At 40.6% G+C, this 16123-nt stretch carries 15 protein-coding genes; 11 read left to right on the forward strand and 4 right to left on the reverse strand.

From position 1 onward, the window contains the following. Positions 1-277: 277 nt before the first annotated feature. Positions 278-3421 carry a TonB-dependent receptor gene (locus tag PSH48_RS06520; RefSeq protein ID WP_273611158.1) on the forward strand — a complete coding sequence of 1048 codons (3144 nt, stop codon included), beginning with the start codon at positions 278-280 and terminating at the stop codon, positions 3419-3421. Positions 3422-3634: 213 nt separating this feature from the next. Here PSH48_RS06520 and PSH48_RS06525 read toward each other — a convergent pair whose 3' ends face one another. Further along, a complete protein-coding gene (locus PSH48_RS06525; protein ID WP_264389821.1) occupies positions 3635-4060 on the reverse strand; it encodes a MarR family winged helix-turn-helix transcriptional regulator in 426 nt (141 codons plus the stop codon). Positions 4061-4475: 415 nt separating this feature from the next. On the opposite strand from PSH48_RS06525, the gene hmgA reads away from it, so the two are divergent. Together hmgA and maiA are read left to right on the forward strand one after the other, a co-directional pair. Further along, positions 4476-5774 (forward strand): homogentisate 1,2-dioxygenase, encoded by a 1299-nt coding sequence (gene hmgA, locus PSH48_RS06530; protein WP_273611193.1) that lies wholly within the window; start codon positions 4476-4478, stop codon positions 5772-5774. A gap of 5 nt (positions 5775-5779) precedes the next feature. Further along, a complete protein-coding gene (maiA, locus tag PSH48_RS06535; RefSeq protein WP_273609850.1) occupies positions 5780-6409 on the forward strand; it encodes a maleylacetoacetate isomerase in 630 nt (209 codons plus the stop codon). On the opposite strand, the gene PSH48_RS06540 is transcribed toward maiA, so the two are convergent. After that, a complete protein-coding gene (locus tag PSH48_RS06540; RefSeq protein ID WP_004588741.1) occupies positions 6406-6639 on the reverse strand; it encodes a TIGR02647 family protein in 234 nt (77 codons plus the stop codon). The genes maiA and PSH48_RS06540 overlap by 4 nt on opposite strands. A 117-nt stretch (positions 6640-6756) precedes the next feature. Here PSH48_RS06540 and PSH48_RS06545 point away from each other — a divergent pair, with 117 nt between their 5' ends. Together PSH48_RS06545 and PSH48_RS06550 are read left to right on the forward strand one after the other, a co-directional pair. Then, positions 6757-7059 (forward strand): DUF1496 domain-containing protein, encoded by a 303-nt coding sequence (locus tag PSH48_RS06545; RefSeq protein ID WP_273609849.1) that lies wholly within the window; start codon positions 6757-6759, stop codon positions 7057-7059. A gap of 54 nt (positions 7060-7113) precedes the next feature. Further along, positions 7114-7422, forward strand: coding sequence for a VF530 family DNA-binding protein (locus PSH48_RS06550; protein WP_004588743.1), 309 nt, complete (start codon positions 7114-7116; stop codon positions 7420-7422). Between the two features lie 38 nt (positions 7423-7460). Here PSH48_RS06550 and PSH48_RS06555 read toward each other — a convergent pair whose 3' ends face one another. After that, positions 7461-9080 (reverse strand): diacylglycerol kinase family protein, encoded by a 1620-nt coding sequence (locus tag PSH48_RS06555; protein WP_273609848.1) that lies wholly within the window; start codon positions 9078-9080, stop codon positions 7461-7463. Positions 9081-9537: 457 nt separating this feature from the next. Between PSH48_RS06555 and PSH48_RS06560 the strand changes: the two genes are divergently transcribed. The 6 genes from PSH48_RS06560 to PSH48_RS06585 all read left to right on the forward strand — a co-directional run bounded on the left by PSH48_RS06560 (position 9538) and on the right by PSH48_RS06585 (position 15418). Beyond that, a complete protein-coding gene (locus PSH48_RS06560) occupies positions 9538-10062 on the forward strand; it encodes a sigma-70 family RNA polymerase sigma factor (protein WP_024031922.1) in 525 nt (174 codons plus the stop codon). After that, positions 10059-10742 carry an anti-sigma factor gene (locus tag PSH48_RS06565; protein WP_024031923.1) on the forward strand — a complete coding sequence of 228 codons (684 nt, stop codon included), beginning with the start codon at positions 10059-10061 and terminating at the stop codon, positions 10740-10742. Before PSH48_RS06560 ends, PSH48_RS06565 begins: the two co-directional genes overlap by 4 nt. A gap of 375 nt (positions 10743-11117) precedes the next feature. Further along, complete coding sequence (locus PSH48_RS06570; RefSeq protein ID WP_029771656.1) at positions 11118-12710, forward strand: DUF4331 domain-containing protein; 1593 nt, start codon at positions 11118-11120, stop codon at positions 12708-12710. 10 nt (positions 12711-12720) lie between these two features. Then, positions 12721-13233, forward strand: coding sequence for an Ig-like domain-containing protein (locus PSH48_RS06575; protein ID WP_138579117.1), 513 nt, complete (start codon positions 12721-12723; stop codon positions 13231-13233). Between the two features lie 56 nt (positions 13234-13289). Next, entirely contained in the window at positions 13290-14318 is a 1029-nt protein-coding gene (locus PSH48_RS06580) for a tetratricopeptide repeat protein (RefSeq protein ID WP_273609847.1), read from the forward strand. Beyond that, a complete protein-coding gene (locus PSH48_RS06585; protein ID WP_096042896.1) occupies positions 14315-15418 on the forward strand; it encodes a HupE/UreJ family protein in 1104 nt (367 codons plus the stop codon). The genes PSH48_RS06580 and PSH48_RS06585 overlap by 4 nt, the downstream gene beginning before the upstream one ends. Positions 15419-15460: 42 nt before the next feature. Here the strand turns inward: PSH48_RS06585 and PSH48_RS06590 are convergent, their stop codons facing one another. After that, positions 15461-16087 carry a TetR/AcrR family transcriptional regulator gene (locus PSH48_RS06590; RefSeq protein ID WP_024031928.1) on the reverse strand — a complete coding sequence of 209 codons (627 nt, stop codon included), beginning with the start codon at positions 16085-16087 and terminating at the stop codon, positions 15461-15463. Positions 16088-16123: the final 36 nt, after the last annotated feature.

Raw genomic sequence — 16123 nt, forward strand, 5'->3', positions numbered from 1 at the left:
ACTCTCTGGAGTATAGCTAAAATAATACAGCTAAAAATGTATTAATTACAAAATGTAAATAATTAATTGTAAAAGGAATTATAAAGTTTGCATTTCATAATACTGTCACATAACGGCGGTAACATAACAATAAGTAATTAATCCAAATTTAGTTAAGTATACAAGTATAAATTGTGCAAATTAATTTTGCATATTACAAGAGTATAAATTCAACAACACTGCTGACTTTATACTACTTAAAATAACAATTTAATTATAACTTTCACGGGAAATGAAAATGAAGACTAAACTTCAAAAAACAGCACTCTCACTTGCTATCGCTGCGTGTGTAAGTGTAAGTGGCGCTGCATTCGCCAACGAAACAACCTCTGCGATTAAGGGTCAAATTACCGGTCCAAACGGTAACCCAGCTCCAGGTACCAAAATAACAATTTTACACGTACCGTCTGGCTCAGTTAAAACAACAGAAGCAAATGATGCAGGTTACTTTACTGCTAAAGGCCTTCGTGTTGGTGGTCCTTACAAGGTAATCGTTGATTCTGATGTTTATGCTGATCAAGAATTTAATAATATTATCCTAAACATTGGTAACGATTACCCAGTAAATGCTGCACTTGAGCCACAATCAAGCATGGAGCAAATTGTAGTAACGGGTGCACCTATCAGCTCTATGTCTGGTGGTACTGGCCCAGCGTCTACATTTACTTTAACTGATCTTGAAAACACGCCTGCTATTAACCGTGATTTAAAAGATATCATTCGTATTGACCCGCGTATCACAATTGATGATAGCCGCGGTTCAATTAACTGTGGTGGTGGTAACCCTCGTTACAACAGCTTAACGCTAGATGGCGTTCGTATGAACGATAACTTTGGTTTAAGCTCTAACGGTTACCCAACTATTCGTGCCCCTTTCTCTTTTGATTCAATTGAACAGGTTTCAGCTGAGCTAGCACCATTTGACGTACAGTACGGTGGCTTTACCTCATGTAACATTAATGCGGTAACAAAATCTGGTGGAAATGAAGTTCACGGTGGCATCTTCTATGATTACACAAGCGATTCATTAAAAGGCGATAAAATCGAAGGCGAAGACGTTGATAACGGTAACTACACCGAAAAACGTTACGGCTTTAACGTTGGCTTACCGTTAATCGAAGATAAACTGTTTTTATTCACTTCATACGAAAAGCTTGAAGGTGTGCAACAGTTTAACTACGACGGTTTAAGCAGCGGCAGTGTAACTGCAGATGATATTGCTCGTATTACAAACATTGCTCAAACTGTATATGGCTATGACGTAGGCGGTATGCCTTCAAGTATGCCTGTTGAAGATGAAAAAATCTTAGTTAAATTAGATTGGAACATCAACGAAGATCACCGTGCAAACTTAATCTACAACTACAACGACGGTAATACGGTTTCACAGTCAGACACTGGTTCTAGCCGTGTTTCACTATCAAACCACTTTTACGACCAAAGTGCAGAATTTACTTCAATTATCGCGTCTGTGTATTCAGATTGGTCAGATGATTTTTCAACTGAAGTTCGTATTGGTAAATCAGAATTAGACGCAACGGTACAATCGCTTGATGCTGCAAGCAGCTTTGGTGAAATGCAAATAAGCACAGGTAACGGTGGTACAGTTTACATTGGTCCAGATGATTCTCGTCAATCAAATGATTTAGATTACGATACCACTACATTTAAAGTAGCGGGTACTTACTACCTTGACCAACATACCATTACAGCTGGCTATGAGTTTGAAGAGTTAGACGTATTTAACTTATTCGTACAACAAACTGAAGGCGAGTACCGTTTTTATAACGAAAGAGATTCAGACGTAACGGGTATTGATTTATTTGAGCAAGGTATCGCAAACGCTGTTTACTACAACAATGCTGCCGGTACTAATGATCCTAACGATGCGGCTGCAAGTTTCTCATACGCTCAGCATACGTTTTATGTTCAAGACGAATATGCATTTACAGACTTAGATGCAAACATCACATTTGGTTTACGCTACGATAAATACACAAGTGATGACGTACCAAACTTTAACCAAAACTATACTGACCGCTATGGTTTTAGTAACCAAAGCACGTTTGATGGTATTGATTTACTTCAACCACGTGTTGGCTTCCAGTGGTATGCAACAGACGAGTTAGAAGTTCGTGCTGGTGTTGGCTTATTCTCTGGTGGTAACCCAAATGTTTGGTTATCTAACTCTTACTCTAACGATGGTATTACAAACATCGGTACATTCCGCAGCTCGGTTGATTTATTCAACACGCCAAACGTAAATGGCGGCGCGCCTGGTTTTGAAGTACCGCAAGAGATGTTTGATGAAGTTGCTAACACTGTAATTGGCTCAGGTGATGCTACAGTAAATGCAGTTGACCCAGACTTTGAAATTCCTTCAGAGTGGAAATACTCAATCGGTGCAACATACACAACTGAAAACGAGTATGTAATTTCACTTGATTACTTATACTCTAAGAAGAAAGATGCTGCCTTAATGCGCGACATCGCACTTCAGGATTCGGGCGAAACTACATTTGATGGTCGTCCTATTTACGAGTCAATCGAAGGCCGTGATGGTGAATACCTTCTTACAAATGTAAGTGGTGATAGCGGTGATTCATCGGTTATTTCATTAGCTGTAAGCAAAATGTTTGACAATGGCGTAAGCGTTAACTTTGGTTACGCATACACAGATTCAGACGATGTTAACCCAATGACAAGCTCTGTTGCCGGCTCAAACTACGGTAATATTGCGCTAACGGATCCTGGTAACCCTGGTGTTGCATCATCAGATTACGAAATCCCACATCGTTTTACTATGACGCTTGGCTACACGCATGAGTTTGTTGATGGTTTTGCTACTCGCTTTAACCTATACGGTGAAGCATACAAAGGCTTACCATACAGCTACACATTTGATGGTAGCGACGAAAATGTATGGGGCGATGCTAACTGGAATGGTGACCGTCAGTTACTTTACGTACCACTTGAAAACGATCCTAACGTTGTTTACGACATGAGCGCTGATGAAATTAACGCGTTTAACGATTTCATCGCGTCTAACGGTTTAGAGCGTGGTGAAATCACTGGCCGTAATGCTGAAAACTCAGATTGGTTTGTTAAATTTAACTTTAAAGTTACTCAAGAATTACCAGGCTTTATGGATGGCCATAAAGGTGAAGCGTTCTTCGTAATTGATAACTTAACTAACCTATTAAACGATGATTGGGGCGTACTTAAAAAAGGTCCTTTCGTTGGCGCTAGCATGATTTCAACATCAATTGATGAGCAAGGCCGTTACGTTTACTCTGGCTTTAATGAAAACAACGCAAATACATCAGTACAATCTGATGCGTCATTATGGCAAATGCGTGTAGGTGTTCGTTACACTTTTTAATCGCATTAGCGTAAAAAACGACTAATTAAAGCCCATCTTTTGATGGGCTTTTTTTTACCAACCAGCTTAATTAAATGATCTATTTTAATGATGGATATATGTGTTGAGAGCTAGGCAAAAAATTGCTATTTAGCTTTCTAAATGAAAATTTAATAACGCAGATAGCGACACATTTAGCCCCTCAAAATGATTAAGTATTATTGCGGATTGATTTTATAAGGCACCTTTAAGCTCTTTTAGTAAATTTAGCAATTGGACTTGTTGCTGCTTACTAAATTTTTCAGCTAATTGCCCTTCCCAGTTTTGTGCATCACGTGCTATGAGCTTGTAAAGTGCATTGCCCTGCTCATTTAACATAACCTGCGTTACTCGCTTATCTTGCTGATTTAGTTGTGCTTCTACATACCCTCTTTGCAGTAATGATTTTATAACTCGTGAAACCGTTGACTTGTCCATATTGGCCTGTGTACATAAATCTTTTGCATTGCTTTTGCCATATTGCGCTAAGTTTGCCAACACCCGCCATTGAGGGATGGTTAAGTTGTATTTTTGCTGATAAACACGCGCAAAATCATCGCTTATGAGATTTGCCATTTGGTTCAACTGATAAGGCAAAAACTGCTCTAGATCTATTTCCATTATTACTTTCTCATCGCATTTACACACAGTGAAAACTGTGCATTTTTATTTACAGGCTAAAACATGCGCCCATTTGAAATTACTCTCACTTGAGAGTACTTTAAACTAATTAGGGCCTGTTGACCTTTCAGGATTGAAATTTGTTCAATCTAGGGGCCATTTAATCGCGGCGCGAGGTTTGTAACCTAGTGGGCTAAGTAAAAACCGAGCAACAAAGAGTAAATGGCCCCTAGGCAGAACCCTTCGGGCAGCGCCTGTTTGGCATTTATGCTACGTTATTGCCTATTTATGGGGAACAACCACACTGCATAGGCTCTGCCTTGCCTAATTCCCAAACAGACTGCTGCAAATTCAACCTCGAAAGATAAACAGGCCCTAGAAAGATAAAACAATGTCACTCTCACAGGATCTAAATATGGCCAGCGAAATAAACTACATGAGCGGTTTTGGCAATGAGTTTGAAACCGAAGCGCTACCCGGTGCATTGCCGGTTGGGCAATTTACCCCACAAAAGGTGAAGTACAATTTATACACCGAGCAATTTAGCAGCACGGCCTTTACGGCACCGCGAGCCGCTAATCGTCGTACGTGGCTGTACCGCCTTCGTCCATCAGTAGTACAAGGTGAATACACCGCTATAGATAACGCACTAATAAGAACAGCGCCTATAACTGAAGCAATTACGCCCCCTACAATGATGCGCTGGAGCCCTATTGATATTCCCACACAGCCCACTGATTTTATTGATGGCTTAATTACAATGGCTGCAAATGGCAGTGCCAATGGACAAACCGGTATGGGTATTCATGTTTATGTTGCTAACAGTTCTATGCAAGAGCGTTATTTTTGTAATGCCGATGGTGAGCTGTTGTTTGTGCCTCAGCATGGCGAACTGTTATTACACACTGAATGCGGAACGCTCACAGTAAAGCCGGGGGAAATTGCCGTCATTCCTCGCGGGATTAAATTCTCGGTTGATTTAATTGATGAAACCGCACGTGGCTACATTTGTGAAAACTATGGTCACGCATTTGAACTTGCCGAGCGCGGCCCCGTCGGGGCAAATGGCTATGCCAACGACAGAGACTTTAAATACCCTGTCGCTGCATTTGAAGATAAAGAAGGTAGCTTTGAATTAGTCACTAAATTTAACGGTCATTTATTTAGTTGCCCTATTACACACTCGCCTTTTGATGTAGTTGCTTGGACCGGTAACAGCGCACCGTACAAATACGACTTAGCACGTTTTAATGTTATTAATACCGTGAGTTTTGACCACCCAGATCCTTCTATATTTACTGTACTTACCTCCCCTTCAGCCACTGAAGGCATGGCAAATGTAGATTTTGTAATTTTTCCACCGCGTTGGATGGTGGCAGAGAATACATTTAGACCTCCTTACTATCATCGCAATATTATGAGTGAGTTTATGGGCTTAATAGAAGGGGTTTACGATGCAAAAGAGCACGGGTTTGTACCAGGAGGCGCTAGTTTGCATAATTGCATGTCGCCACATGGGCCTGAAGCCGAGGTATTCGAAAAAGCATCTAACGCTGAGCTGGCACCGCAAAAATACGAGAACACGTTGGCCTTTATGTTCGAGTCTCGTTACATAATATCGCCCACTAAATATGCCCTTGAAGGAAAAGAGCGTCAAACTAATTACACTCAGTGCTGGCGAAGTATCACAAAACATTTTACAGGCGAGGAATAATAACAATGAAACTATACAGCTACTTTCGCTCATCTGCCGCATACCGTGTACGCATAGCACTTAATTTAAAAGGTATTGAGCATGATATGCAATTCGTTAATTTACTTAAATCTGAACAGCTAGCGCAGCCTTACTTAGATAAAAATGTGCAAGGTTTACTTCCTGCTCTTGAAACGAACGAAGGCGTATTAGCGCAATCACTCGCTATTTTAGAGTGGTTAGATGAAAGCTATCCGCAAACGCCGTTAATTTATGGCACTGCATGGCAAAAAGCGCAAATTCGTAATATTAGCTATGCAGTGGCATGTGATATTCACCCAGTAAATAATTTACGAGTGCTCAAGTATTTAAGCAACGAATTGGGTGTAGACGAGCAAGCTAAAGCCGCATGGTATAGGCATTGGGTAGAGCTTGGGTTTGAAAAAATTGAAATGATGCTAAGTGAAAACAATGAGTTTTGCGTAGGCAATACACCCACTCTCGCTGATATATGTTTAGTGCCACAGGTATTTAATGCATTGCGTTTTAATGTAGATATGGCTGCGTATCCAAAAATTGCAGCCATTTATGCACGTTGTAATGCATTGCCCGCTTTTAGTGACGCCGCGCCGCAAAATCAGCGCGATGCAGTTTAACTTTTTAACGCGCAGTGAATAACACTCACGTGCTCTATTAAATCAAGGCCCAGTTCGGTTAAATAGCCGCCATCTGGGCTGTCTATCACGCCTTTATCAAACAACCTTTGTGCCGCGCTTAATAAATTTGGTTCAGCATCCGAATGTAACTTAATCCCTTGCATTTTGCTCTCACGTGGAAATTTAGCTAATAACGTAAATTCATCTATCATTGTTTGATTAAATTGCATGTGTTCACCTTTTTATAATTGTGTGTTTAAGTCAGTGTTGTTTAACGCTATTACTTACCCTAGCATGTTTTTTAATCGTGTGTACTATTTTTAAACTATCAAAATTCGAGGTCGCTCATGCGCCATATTATGGTTTTATTTATTTTTTTAATTGCGTTCACTTTGGCCCCTAGCAGTTATGCAAAAACAGTCAAAACGCATTCTCTTATTGACGCTAATGAGATTATTAATAAGGGTGATATTTGTTGGTACGACAACAAACGTTATAGTGAAGGCGCGCTGGTGCAAGTACATTCTTTTACCTTAGTGTGCGCTGCTAATAACCCGCAGCATAATAACAGTGAGCTAATTTGGCTAAAATTAGATAAAAAAGGCAATATTGTTTATCCCACAAAGCCTAAAACCATTACGGTCAATTAGCGCTAAAAGAGGATTTACGCTACAATGCGCACAGTTTAAATAAGTAGTATGGCTATGGATAATCAACCAAAAAATCCTCTTCATGGGGTAACGTTAGAACAAATTTTAGTAGAGCTTGAGCAGCGCTTAGGGTTTAAAGCCATGGGCGAGCAAGTAAACATTAAATGTTTTACCGACTCACCGAGTATTAAATCAAGCTTAAAATTTTTGCGTAAAACCCCTTGGGCTCGCGATAAAGTTGAAGCTCTCTACTTACATACGTTAAGTAACAAACCGCTGCGTAAACCCAAAAGCGCTCAGCGCCCTAAGCCTGCCAGCCAAAGCGATAGCAGTGGTTTTGTTTGGCCAAGCATTAAAAAGTAACACACAAAAATGCACGTCAAATACGTGCATTTTGTATTTTATAGCTCCTTACTAATTACTTTTAACGAGGCGGGGTCAACTGTAATAGTAAGCGTATCCGCTGTTTTAATTTCACCATCCAGTACATACTTAATTTCTTCGTCTGCGGTTATCGTTACTTTTTTAGCGTTGGTATGATGCGAGCTAATTGCTAAATGCGTTTGTGTAATACTACTAAACATAAGTTCAGCAATGCTTAACACGCGAGTGGTGTTTTCATCACTAGGTAGCAGCCAATTAATGTCTAATAGGCCATCTTCGTGATCGGGCTGACCACCTCCTTGAGCTAGTAACGTAGTAAATGGCGCAGCATTAGCCACAATAAAGCTATTTGTATTTACCTCCTGCGTTTGATTATCATCAAGGGTGACATAAAGGGTTTGCGCTTTTTGCTCACTAAATGCCTGAAAAAAACCACTTAAATAGGCAAGCTGACCCGATTCGTTTTTTGAGTCTCTATCTGCTTTTTCTACCATTGATTGCTCATAACCAATCCCAGCTAACAACAGCATAAGCTCGTCATTACAATAGGCCGTATCAATTGTTTGGGTTTGCCCATCAATAATAAGATCGCAGGCCTGCTCAACAGGAATGATTTTAGAGCTAATACCCATGAGCACATGCGCTAAGGCATTCGCTGTGCCCATTGGGATAATTCCCAGCTTGCATTGAGTGTTTACCAACACACTTGCTACTTCTGTCACGGTTCCATCGCCGCCACAGGCAATTATTATATCTGGCTTATCGTTAATGGCTTGTTTAGCAAGCTCAATACCGTCTATTTCTTTGGTGGTGGTTAATACTTCTAAATCATAATACGCCGACAACCTAGCCACTATTAAATGCTCTTTGTCTTGCCACATTTTGGTACCCGACACAGGGTTTGCAATAATAACGGCTTTGTTTTTAATAACTAGCTCGCCCTTTTTATGTCGCTTTGCTAAATGACGAAGCTGATGCTTATTAAGATTTGCGGTTTCGCGGGTTTCTTTTATTTGCGCGAGCACTTGGTGAACATCGGCGTTTTTATCTTGACTCAGTAAATACGCTGCCATAACAAATACCGAACGCCCTCTGCCCAGTGCACAGTGAACTACCACGCGGCGGTCTTCTTTAATATGATGATGTATCCAGTTAATGGCTTGGTTTAATTGCGAATGGGTAGGCACACTATGATCAAGCACCGGAATATTTAAATAGCTAATATTTTCTTGTGTAGAGCTCCATTCTAAGCCATCAAACTCACACGTTACATCTAATATTGCCGTTATGCCGTTTTCTTTTAACGTATCAATGTCAGAGGGGAACAATCGGCATGCTAAAAATAAATGGTCGTTAATTTTTTGAATGGGAGGGACTTTATCGTGCTTGCGAGAATACGCATTGTAAATTTGAGCACCCAGTAAAAAAGGCACAAATGCCCAGCGGATATAAAATGGGATGACACCATTTTCACGCTTTCTAAAAATTTTCGCCAAATTAAAAATGTAAGCACCACTGACAAGAATTAACGACAATGCACTCCAGTAAAATACCACTGCAAAATATACCGAGTTAACCTCCCACCCTATAAATATAAAAATTAACGCTAAAATTAAATAACTCGTTGCAGCCCACATATTTTCTCCTTTATTTTTACTGTTTTGGCACATTTTTTTACAGCTGTGTATAAGTGTAGTAGCAATTTGCACGCCAACAAAAGTTGTTTTTTAGGAACAAAAACAACACTAAGTAACTGATATAAAATAAATAAAAGTAGCTAGCTTTAGCTGTATTCGCATATTAGGCGCTTTTTACACAGTAATCGGTCATTTTTTCTCACTACTCAAAGGTAACTGTTTATATTTAAAACTTGTTTCAATGTGTACAGCAGCTAATATAAATGTCAGCTTAAAAGTTTTTGCATCCAATCACTCTTTTCACACGTTTATTGAGAGTGTGTTTATCTTTATTTGTTAAATTTATAACAGCCTGTTTAATCTCTATTTCAAAGCGATTAGGTTGTGCTTAAATAAAACAATTGTTAATTCACTAAGCTCAACACACCTCGGTAATAATAAAAACAACAGGAACCTTATGGAAAACGACAATTTACTTCCCCTTTTGTGTAAAACAGCACAGGGTAACAAAGCCGCGTTTGCTGATTTGTATCAGCAAACAAGCGCAAAGCTTTTTGCGATTAGTTTAAATATGCTTTCAAACCGCGCGCACGCAGAAGAAGTACTGCAAGAGGCATTTATAAAAATTTGGCATAACGCGTCAGAGTACAACTCATCTAAAGGCACAGTTATTAGCTGGATGATAAGCATTGTGAGATACCGCAGCTTAGATGCATTGCGTTATCACAAGGTAAGAAAAGAGCAGGCAATGGGTGACGATGAATACGACGAACAAGCAGTCGATGTTAGCTACGACGAACAAACCAAACTTGTTAATTGTATTGAGCAACTTGATCCCCAACAAAAACAAGCCATTCATTTAGCCTATTACAAAGGGCTAAGCCATGGTGAGTTAGTCAATCACATAGAAACGCCCTTAGGCACAGTTAAAAGCTGGATCAGGCGTGGTTTGCAGCAGTTGCAGAGGTGTTTAACATTATGAATTATAATAAACCAGAATTACTTGATGCTTTAGCAGGGCAGTATGTATTAGGTACTTTAAAAGGCCTGGCACGAAAACGTTTTCAACGCTTAATGCTCAGCTTACCGCAAGCCCGAGAAGCCACTATAATGTGGGAGCAAAATTTAAATGATTTAGCCAGTGCAATTACACCTCAAACACCCAGCGCGCAAGTGTGGCAGAATATTTTAAATACATTAGAACACACCAACCAACCCGTTAAAACGGTGATCAAACCAGCTACATCGCTATGGCGCAATTGGTCATTTATAGCCACAGCTGCCTGTATTATCTTAGCATTTTTGGTTATTCAGCCCACAACTCAGCCCCAATACAGCCAACAAATTGCTTTAGTACAAAATCAAGATAAGCAATCACTGTGGTTTATTAACGTAGATGAGCAAACATTATCGGTTAAAGCCAGTGATAAACTCGTTGCGCAAACCGATAAAGACTACGAGCTGTGGATGATTTTAAAAGGGCAAGACACGCCAATTTCGTTGGGTCTACTGCCTAAAAACGGTGAAAAACAGTTACTCAAAGGCACGCGCTTTAAGGCACAAGACATTGCCCTACTCGCTGTTAGCTTAGAGCCTTTAGGTGGCTCGCCAAACGGCCTACCAACACAAGTACTGTACACGACAGATTTAGTTATTTTATAACTAAATAAACGCGACTGGTTGGTCAAACTTTGTTTGGCCAACCTTTTTATTTACCTTGGGTAACCATTAATATTTGATTAAACTAAAGTAGACTTAATCGCAGTGCGATGCTTATCATATTGTGTGCTCAATACCTGCTGCGTTATTTTAATTGCATACACCCCCTGTAATAAGTATAAAACCAAACCGCTTCAGCCCCTTAACACTCTCTTATCACTTCCTTATCTAAATGCAAAACAGCCTGCTGAAAATTTAATCTTGAACGTTAAACACCCCTTTATTAACAATAATAAAAAATATTTAACTTTTTTGCATCCATTGTGCTTTTTGCTTCGTTATTAGTTATGACTCCAATCAAAACTAAAGGAAAAAGTCATGAAAGCTTTAACTCCATCTATACTCGCAGTAGTAGTATGCAGTACCTTAGTAAGCACCTCTAGCGAGGCATCAAGTCATCGTGAAGCGCCGAACATTAGCCGCTTTCCAACCTTAGACTCTACCGACTTTTACGTATTTAATAGTTATGAAGCAGGCAGAGACGACTACGTTACATTTATTGCCAACTATATTCCTCTACAAGATGCCTACGGCGGCCCTAACTACTTTGCTATGGACCCAGATGCAACCTACAGTATTCATATTGATAACGACGGTGATGCAGTTGAGGATATTACCTTTGCTTTTAATTTTACCAGTATGCTGCCAAACGATAATCAAGGCGTGCAATTAACCGTTGGCCCAGAAGATAATCAGCGTACTGTATCTGTACCTCTTAAAAACGTTGGTGGTGTAGCAGCAGGTGATGATAGCGCCGCTAATTTTAGCGAGTCATACACACTCAGCATGATAAGCGGTCCACAACGCACGGGTACCAGTACAGCATTAAGTAATACCACCACCAGTTCAACCACGTTTAATAAACCGCTTGATTATATTGGTGACAAAACATTTGGTTCAATGGCTGATTACCAAACCTATGCAGATCAGTTTGTTTATCAAGTTTCGGTACCAGGCTGTGACAGTATGGCCAAAGTATTTGTTGGTCAGCGCAAAGACCCATTTGTCGTTAACTTAGGTAAAACATTCGATTTAGTAAATTACGTTCCCGTTGAAGGTGATAGTGCGCCAGGTGCTGGGGATGGCGGTGGTTTCCCTGGAGGGATCACACAAAGCAGTGAGAATGACGACCTCGTAGATAAAAACGTTACCTCAATTGCAGTTGAAATGCCTAAAAGCTGTATTGTAGGTGAAGGCAACGGCGTAATTGGTTCATGGACAACAGCGAGCCTACCTCAAGCACGCATTTTAAACCCTAACGCTAAATTTGCAGATAACGCGGTAAATGGCGGTGCATTAACGCAGGTTTCACGCTTAGGTAATCCATTAGTTAATGAGCTAGTTATTGGTATTAAAGACAAAGATACCTTCTCAACGGCTCACCCTAAAGACGATGCACAGTTTTTAGATTACGTTTCGCACCCGTCTTTACCAGAGCTGTTAAATATTTTATTTAAAGATGCAGTAAATACCACACTTGGCGCTAATTTAGAAACTCTTGCTCCAACTAACTTTCCACGTACTGATTTAATCACCGCATTTTTAACTGGTTTTGCAGGGGTAAACCAACAAGCCACCGTAACGCCATCAGAAATGCTACGTTTAAATACTGCAATTGCAGCCACAGCACAAACTGATCAGTCTGCATTTGGTGTAGCCGGTGATGATTTAGCAGGTTTTCCAAACGGGCGCCGTCCAGGTGACGATGTCGTTGATATTGCACTTCGCGTGGTAATGGGGCGTTTATGTCACCCTATTCCTGTAAATGGTGAAGACACCGACTTAGGTCTATGTACACCAGAGGATGCTGATGTAGGTACAGTGCCATTCACTGATGGTGCTCCAGTTGATGCGAGCATGATGGATGCCACTTTCCCATACTTAGCCACCCCACTTGCAGGCTCTAAATAAGGAGTAACGTATGCGTAATTTAAACCTTACCCATAGCAGTATATTGTTATGCGCTTTGGCACTAGGCGCGTGTAGCAGTGATGATGATAACAAACAACCCACACCGGTTGTAAATTCTGCGCCCAATGCTAGTGATGCAATGTTAACCACACAAACAGAAGTTGAAATTAACGACATGTTAGTGGCCACCGATGCTGATGGCGATACATTAACATACACATTAACTTCGCAGCCGACATTAGGTAACGCTGTAGTAAATAGCGATGGCAGCTTTACCTATACCCCAAACAAAGAAGCAACCGGTAGCGACAGCTTTATGTTTGGTGTATCAGACGGTGTTAACCAGCAAGTGACTGCAGCGGTAAATATAACCATAGAAGCACTGCAAGTGGACTTTGCACAATTTGCAAGCGATGCATTTAATCAAAGCCCCACTGCGCAACCGCTATCTACCAACGGACGTGTCTTTATCAATACAGACACAGACGTAAGCGGTATTTCATCGGGCGCTTCTGGTAACTAACTCAGTAAGTAAATTAAGCTGATGGCCATGGATGGCTTTTTTAAGAGGATAAAACAATGCGCAGTCATTATAAAAAAATGCTCTTTGTTTTTTGCGCTGCACTGTGTGTAAATAACGTGCTTGCAAAACCAATTACCCCAAAAGATAACGCAATTATTGCCTCAAGCAATGCAACATTAAGTGCTAATTTAACCCTTGAGCAACTCACTGCGCTGGTGCTAAATAGCCAATACATAGGCCAAACAGAGCGCTATCAAGGTGTATTAAAAAAACGCTTAAAAAACCTATATACCGCTTCTGCAACTGCACAAAGCGGTTATTTATATGCACGGGTACTTCAAAAGGAGCATGCGTTTTCGCGTGCCATAGACGTTGCTAATAACGTATTAAAAACCCAGCCAGATCATGTAAACACCCATTTATTACTCGCTAATATGTTGATGACACAAGGCAAATTTGAACAAGCTAAGCGCCATTGTGTGGCATTAATTGGTAACACCAGCCTATTAACGGCCAGCACGTGTGTGCTAGATGTACAAAGCCAACAGGGCAAACTTAGTGAAAGTTATCACGCGTTAGTTAAGCTTACGCAAAACAAAAACAGCAGCTTAGCAACAAAACATGTGCTCAGCGAAATGGCGTTTAGACTCAATAAATTCACCCGTGCGCAGCAGCATATAAATAATATTGATTTAAGCACAGCCCCAGTGAGCCTTATTGTGCTGTGGGCCGATATTCAACTGCAGCAAAACAACCCTGAAAAAGTGCTTAATACACTCGGTAAACTTGCCAATAGCCACTCATCGCTTGAAGACGCTATTTTGCTCAAGTTAGCCATAGCTGAAAAACGCAGTAATAAGCACACTAATACGGTGTGGCAACCGCTCATGCAACAGCGCGTAAAATTACGTGAACAACGCCAAGATACCTTCCATGCCAACGACTTAGCTAACTACTATATTCATGTACAAGCAAACCAAGCCAAGGCACAATACTGGGCAAATATAAATTGGCAGCAAGCAAAAATGAGTACAGATAAACACTTACTAAGCCAAGCAAATACGATGGTTAGGGATTCTTTATGAGTAAAATAAACGCGTTATTTGTTTTATTTATAGTTGCGCTATTTGCCAACTTTAGTGTACAAGCACATCAGTTGAGCACAAGCTATATTTCACTGGATAATACCAACAACGAAAAGCAATACACAGGCACCTGGCAAATAAATATTAGCGATTTAGAACAACAAGTTGCGCTTGATGTTAACCAAGACACACAAATAAGCTGGGGCGAATTAAAATCACAAAAGTCGGCTATTAATCGCTATGCCAAAAATACTCTATCGGTTTTACAAAATGAGCAAACTTGCCCATTAAAAATTACCGATAACTACCAATTAGATAATCATTTTAATGAAGCATATTTAGTGTTACCGCTAGTTTTTAGCTGTAACACTAATGCAGATGTAACGTTAACGTACCGCGCTTTTTTTAACCAAGACGCAAACCACAAAGTTATTGTAAATGTAAATCAGGTTTCGCGGGTTTTCACTATAGATGAGCAACAACACACTTTTACCACTGGGCAATCAAGTTATTTAACGACTTTTAACCAATATGTTTATCAAGGCGTGTTACATATTTGGATTGGTATTGACCATATTTTATTTTTAATTGCACTACTTTTAACCTGCGTTTTAACCCGCACTGAAAGTCACTGGCAGGCAATAGCAAGTAAAAAGCACATTATTAAACACACTGCGTGGATTGTGACTGCGTTTACCCTTGCGCATTCACTTACCCTTACAGCTACGGCTCTTAATCTTGTTTCTCCAAGTAGCCGCTGGGTAGAGCTAGGTATTGCAATCTCGGTATTATTTGCGGCTTTAAACAATGTATGGCCGGTTATATTACGCCTTGGCTGGCTTACTTTTGCGTTTGGTTTGTTACATGGAATGGGCTTTGCCAGTGTACTGGGTGAGCTTGGGCTCTCGAGCGATTATCAATTGCTCAGCATTTTAGCGTTTAACTTAGGTGTAGAGCTTGGGCAGCTGAGTATACTGTGTATTGCACTGCCGGTGTTACTAACCATGCGCAATAAACCTATTTACATAAAATGGGTGATGCCAATTGGCTCTCTTGCAATCGCTGCAATGGCGCTATTGTGGTGCGTAGAGCGCATTTAGCATTAAAAAAGCGAGTCGTTTGACTCGCTTTTTAGTTTTCTATTACTTGGTTTTATCAAACGGCATTAGCAAGGTTTTCATCGCAGGCCTAAGCGCGATTAACACCGTTTCTTCGGTGAGCTCAGGGTAGAGCATCTTACGAAGCAGTAACCCCGCCATCATCGAAAAAATAACGTTAATGCGGCTTTCAAGTTCGTGTTCATCAGTGTCTTTAAGTGCACTACGTTCACTGGTGAGCAATTGACGCATACGTCCCCGTGCTTGAATATCCATATCTCGTAAAAGCGAGGCCACTTTACTATTGCGACCCGCTTCCGCCATCATGTCTAAATCAACCACACAGGCACCGGTATCCATATGCCTTTGTACACCAATGTTTAAGCCATCTATAAGCGCTTGCAGAACATCACCTGGGTGATCTTCAAACTCCTGAAAGATAGAAAACATTTCTTCCATGTCTTTAGCAATAATACTTTCAATTATTGCCTCTTTGCTTTCAAAGTAGTTATATATATGCCCAGCGCTCATGCCTGCCGTACGGGATATTTCGGCCATGCCTGCGCCATGATATCCCTTGCGTTTAAAACACTCTGAGGCAGCACTAAGCACCTGCTCTCGCCTAGCTTGTGCTAATGCTGGGTCTATATGCCTTTTAGCTTTCGTGCTCATAACCCTACTCCGGTATTAAGCGCATACTTAATACAG

This window comes from Pseudoalteromonas sp. Angola-4, assembly GCF_028599265.1.
In the GTDB taxonomy this organism is placed as follows: Bacteria; Pseudomonadota; Gammaproteobacteria; order Enterobacterales; family Alteromonadaceae; genus Pseudoalteromonas; species Pseudoalteromonas atlantica.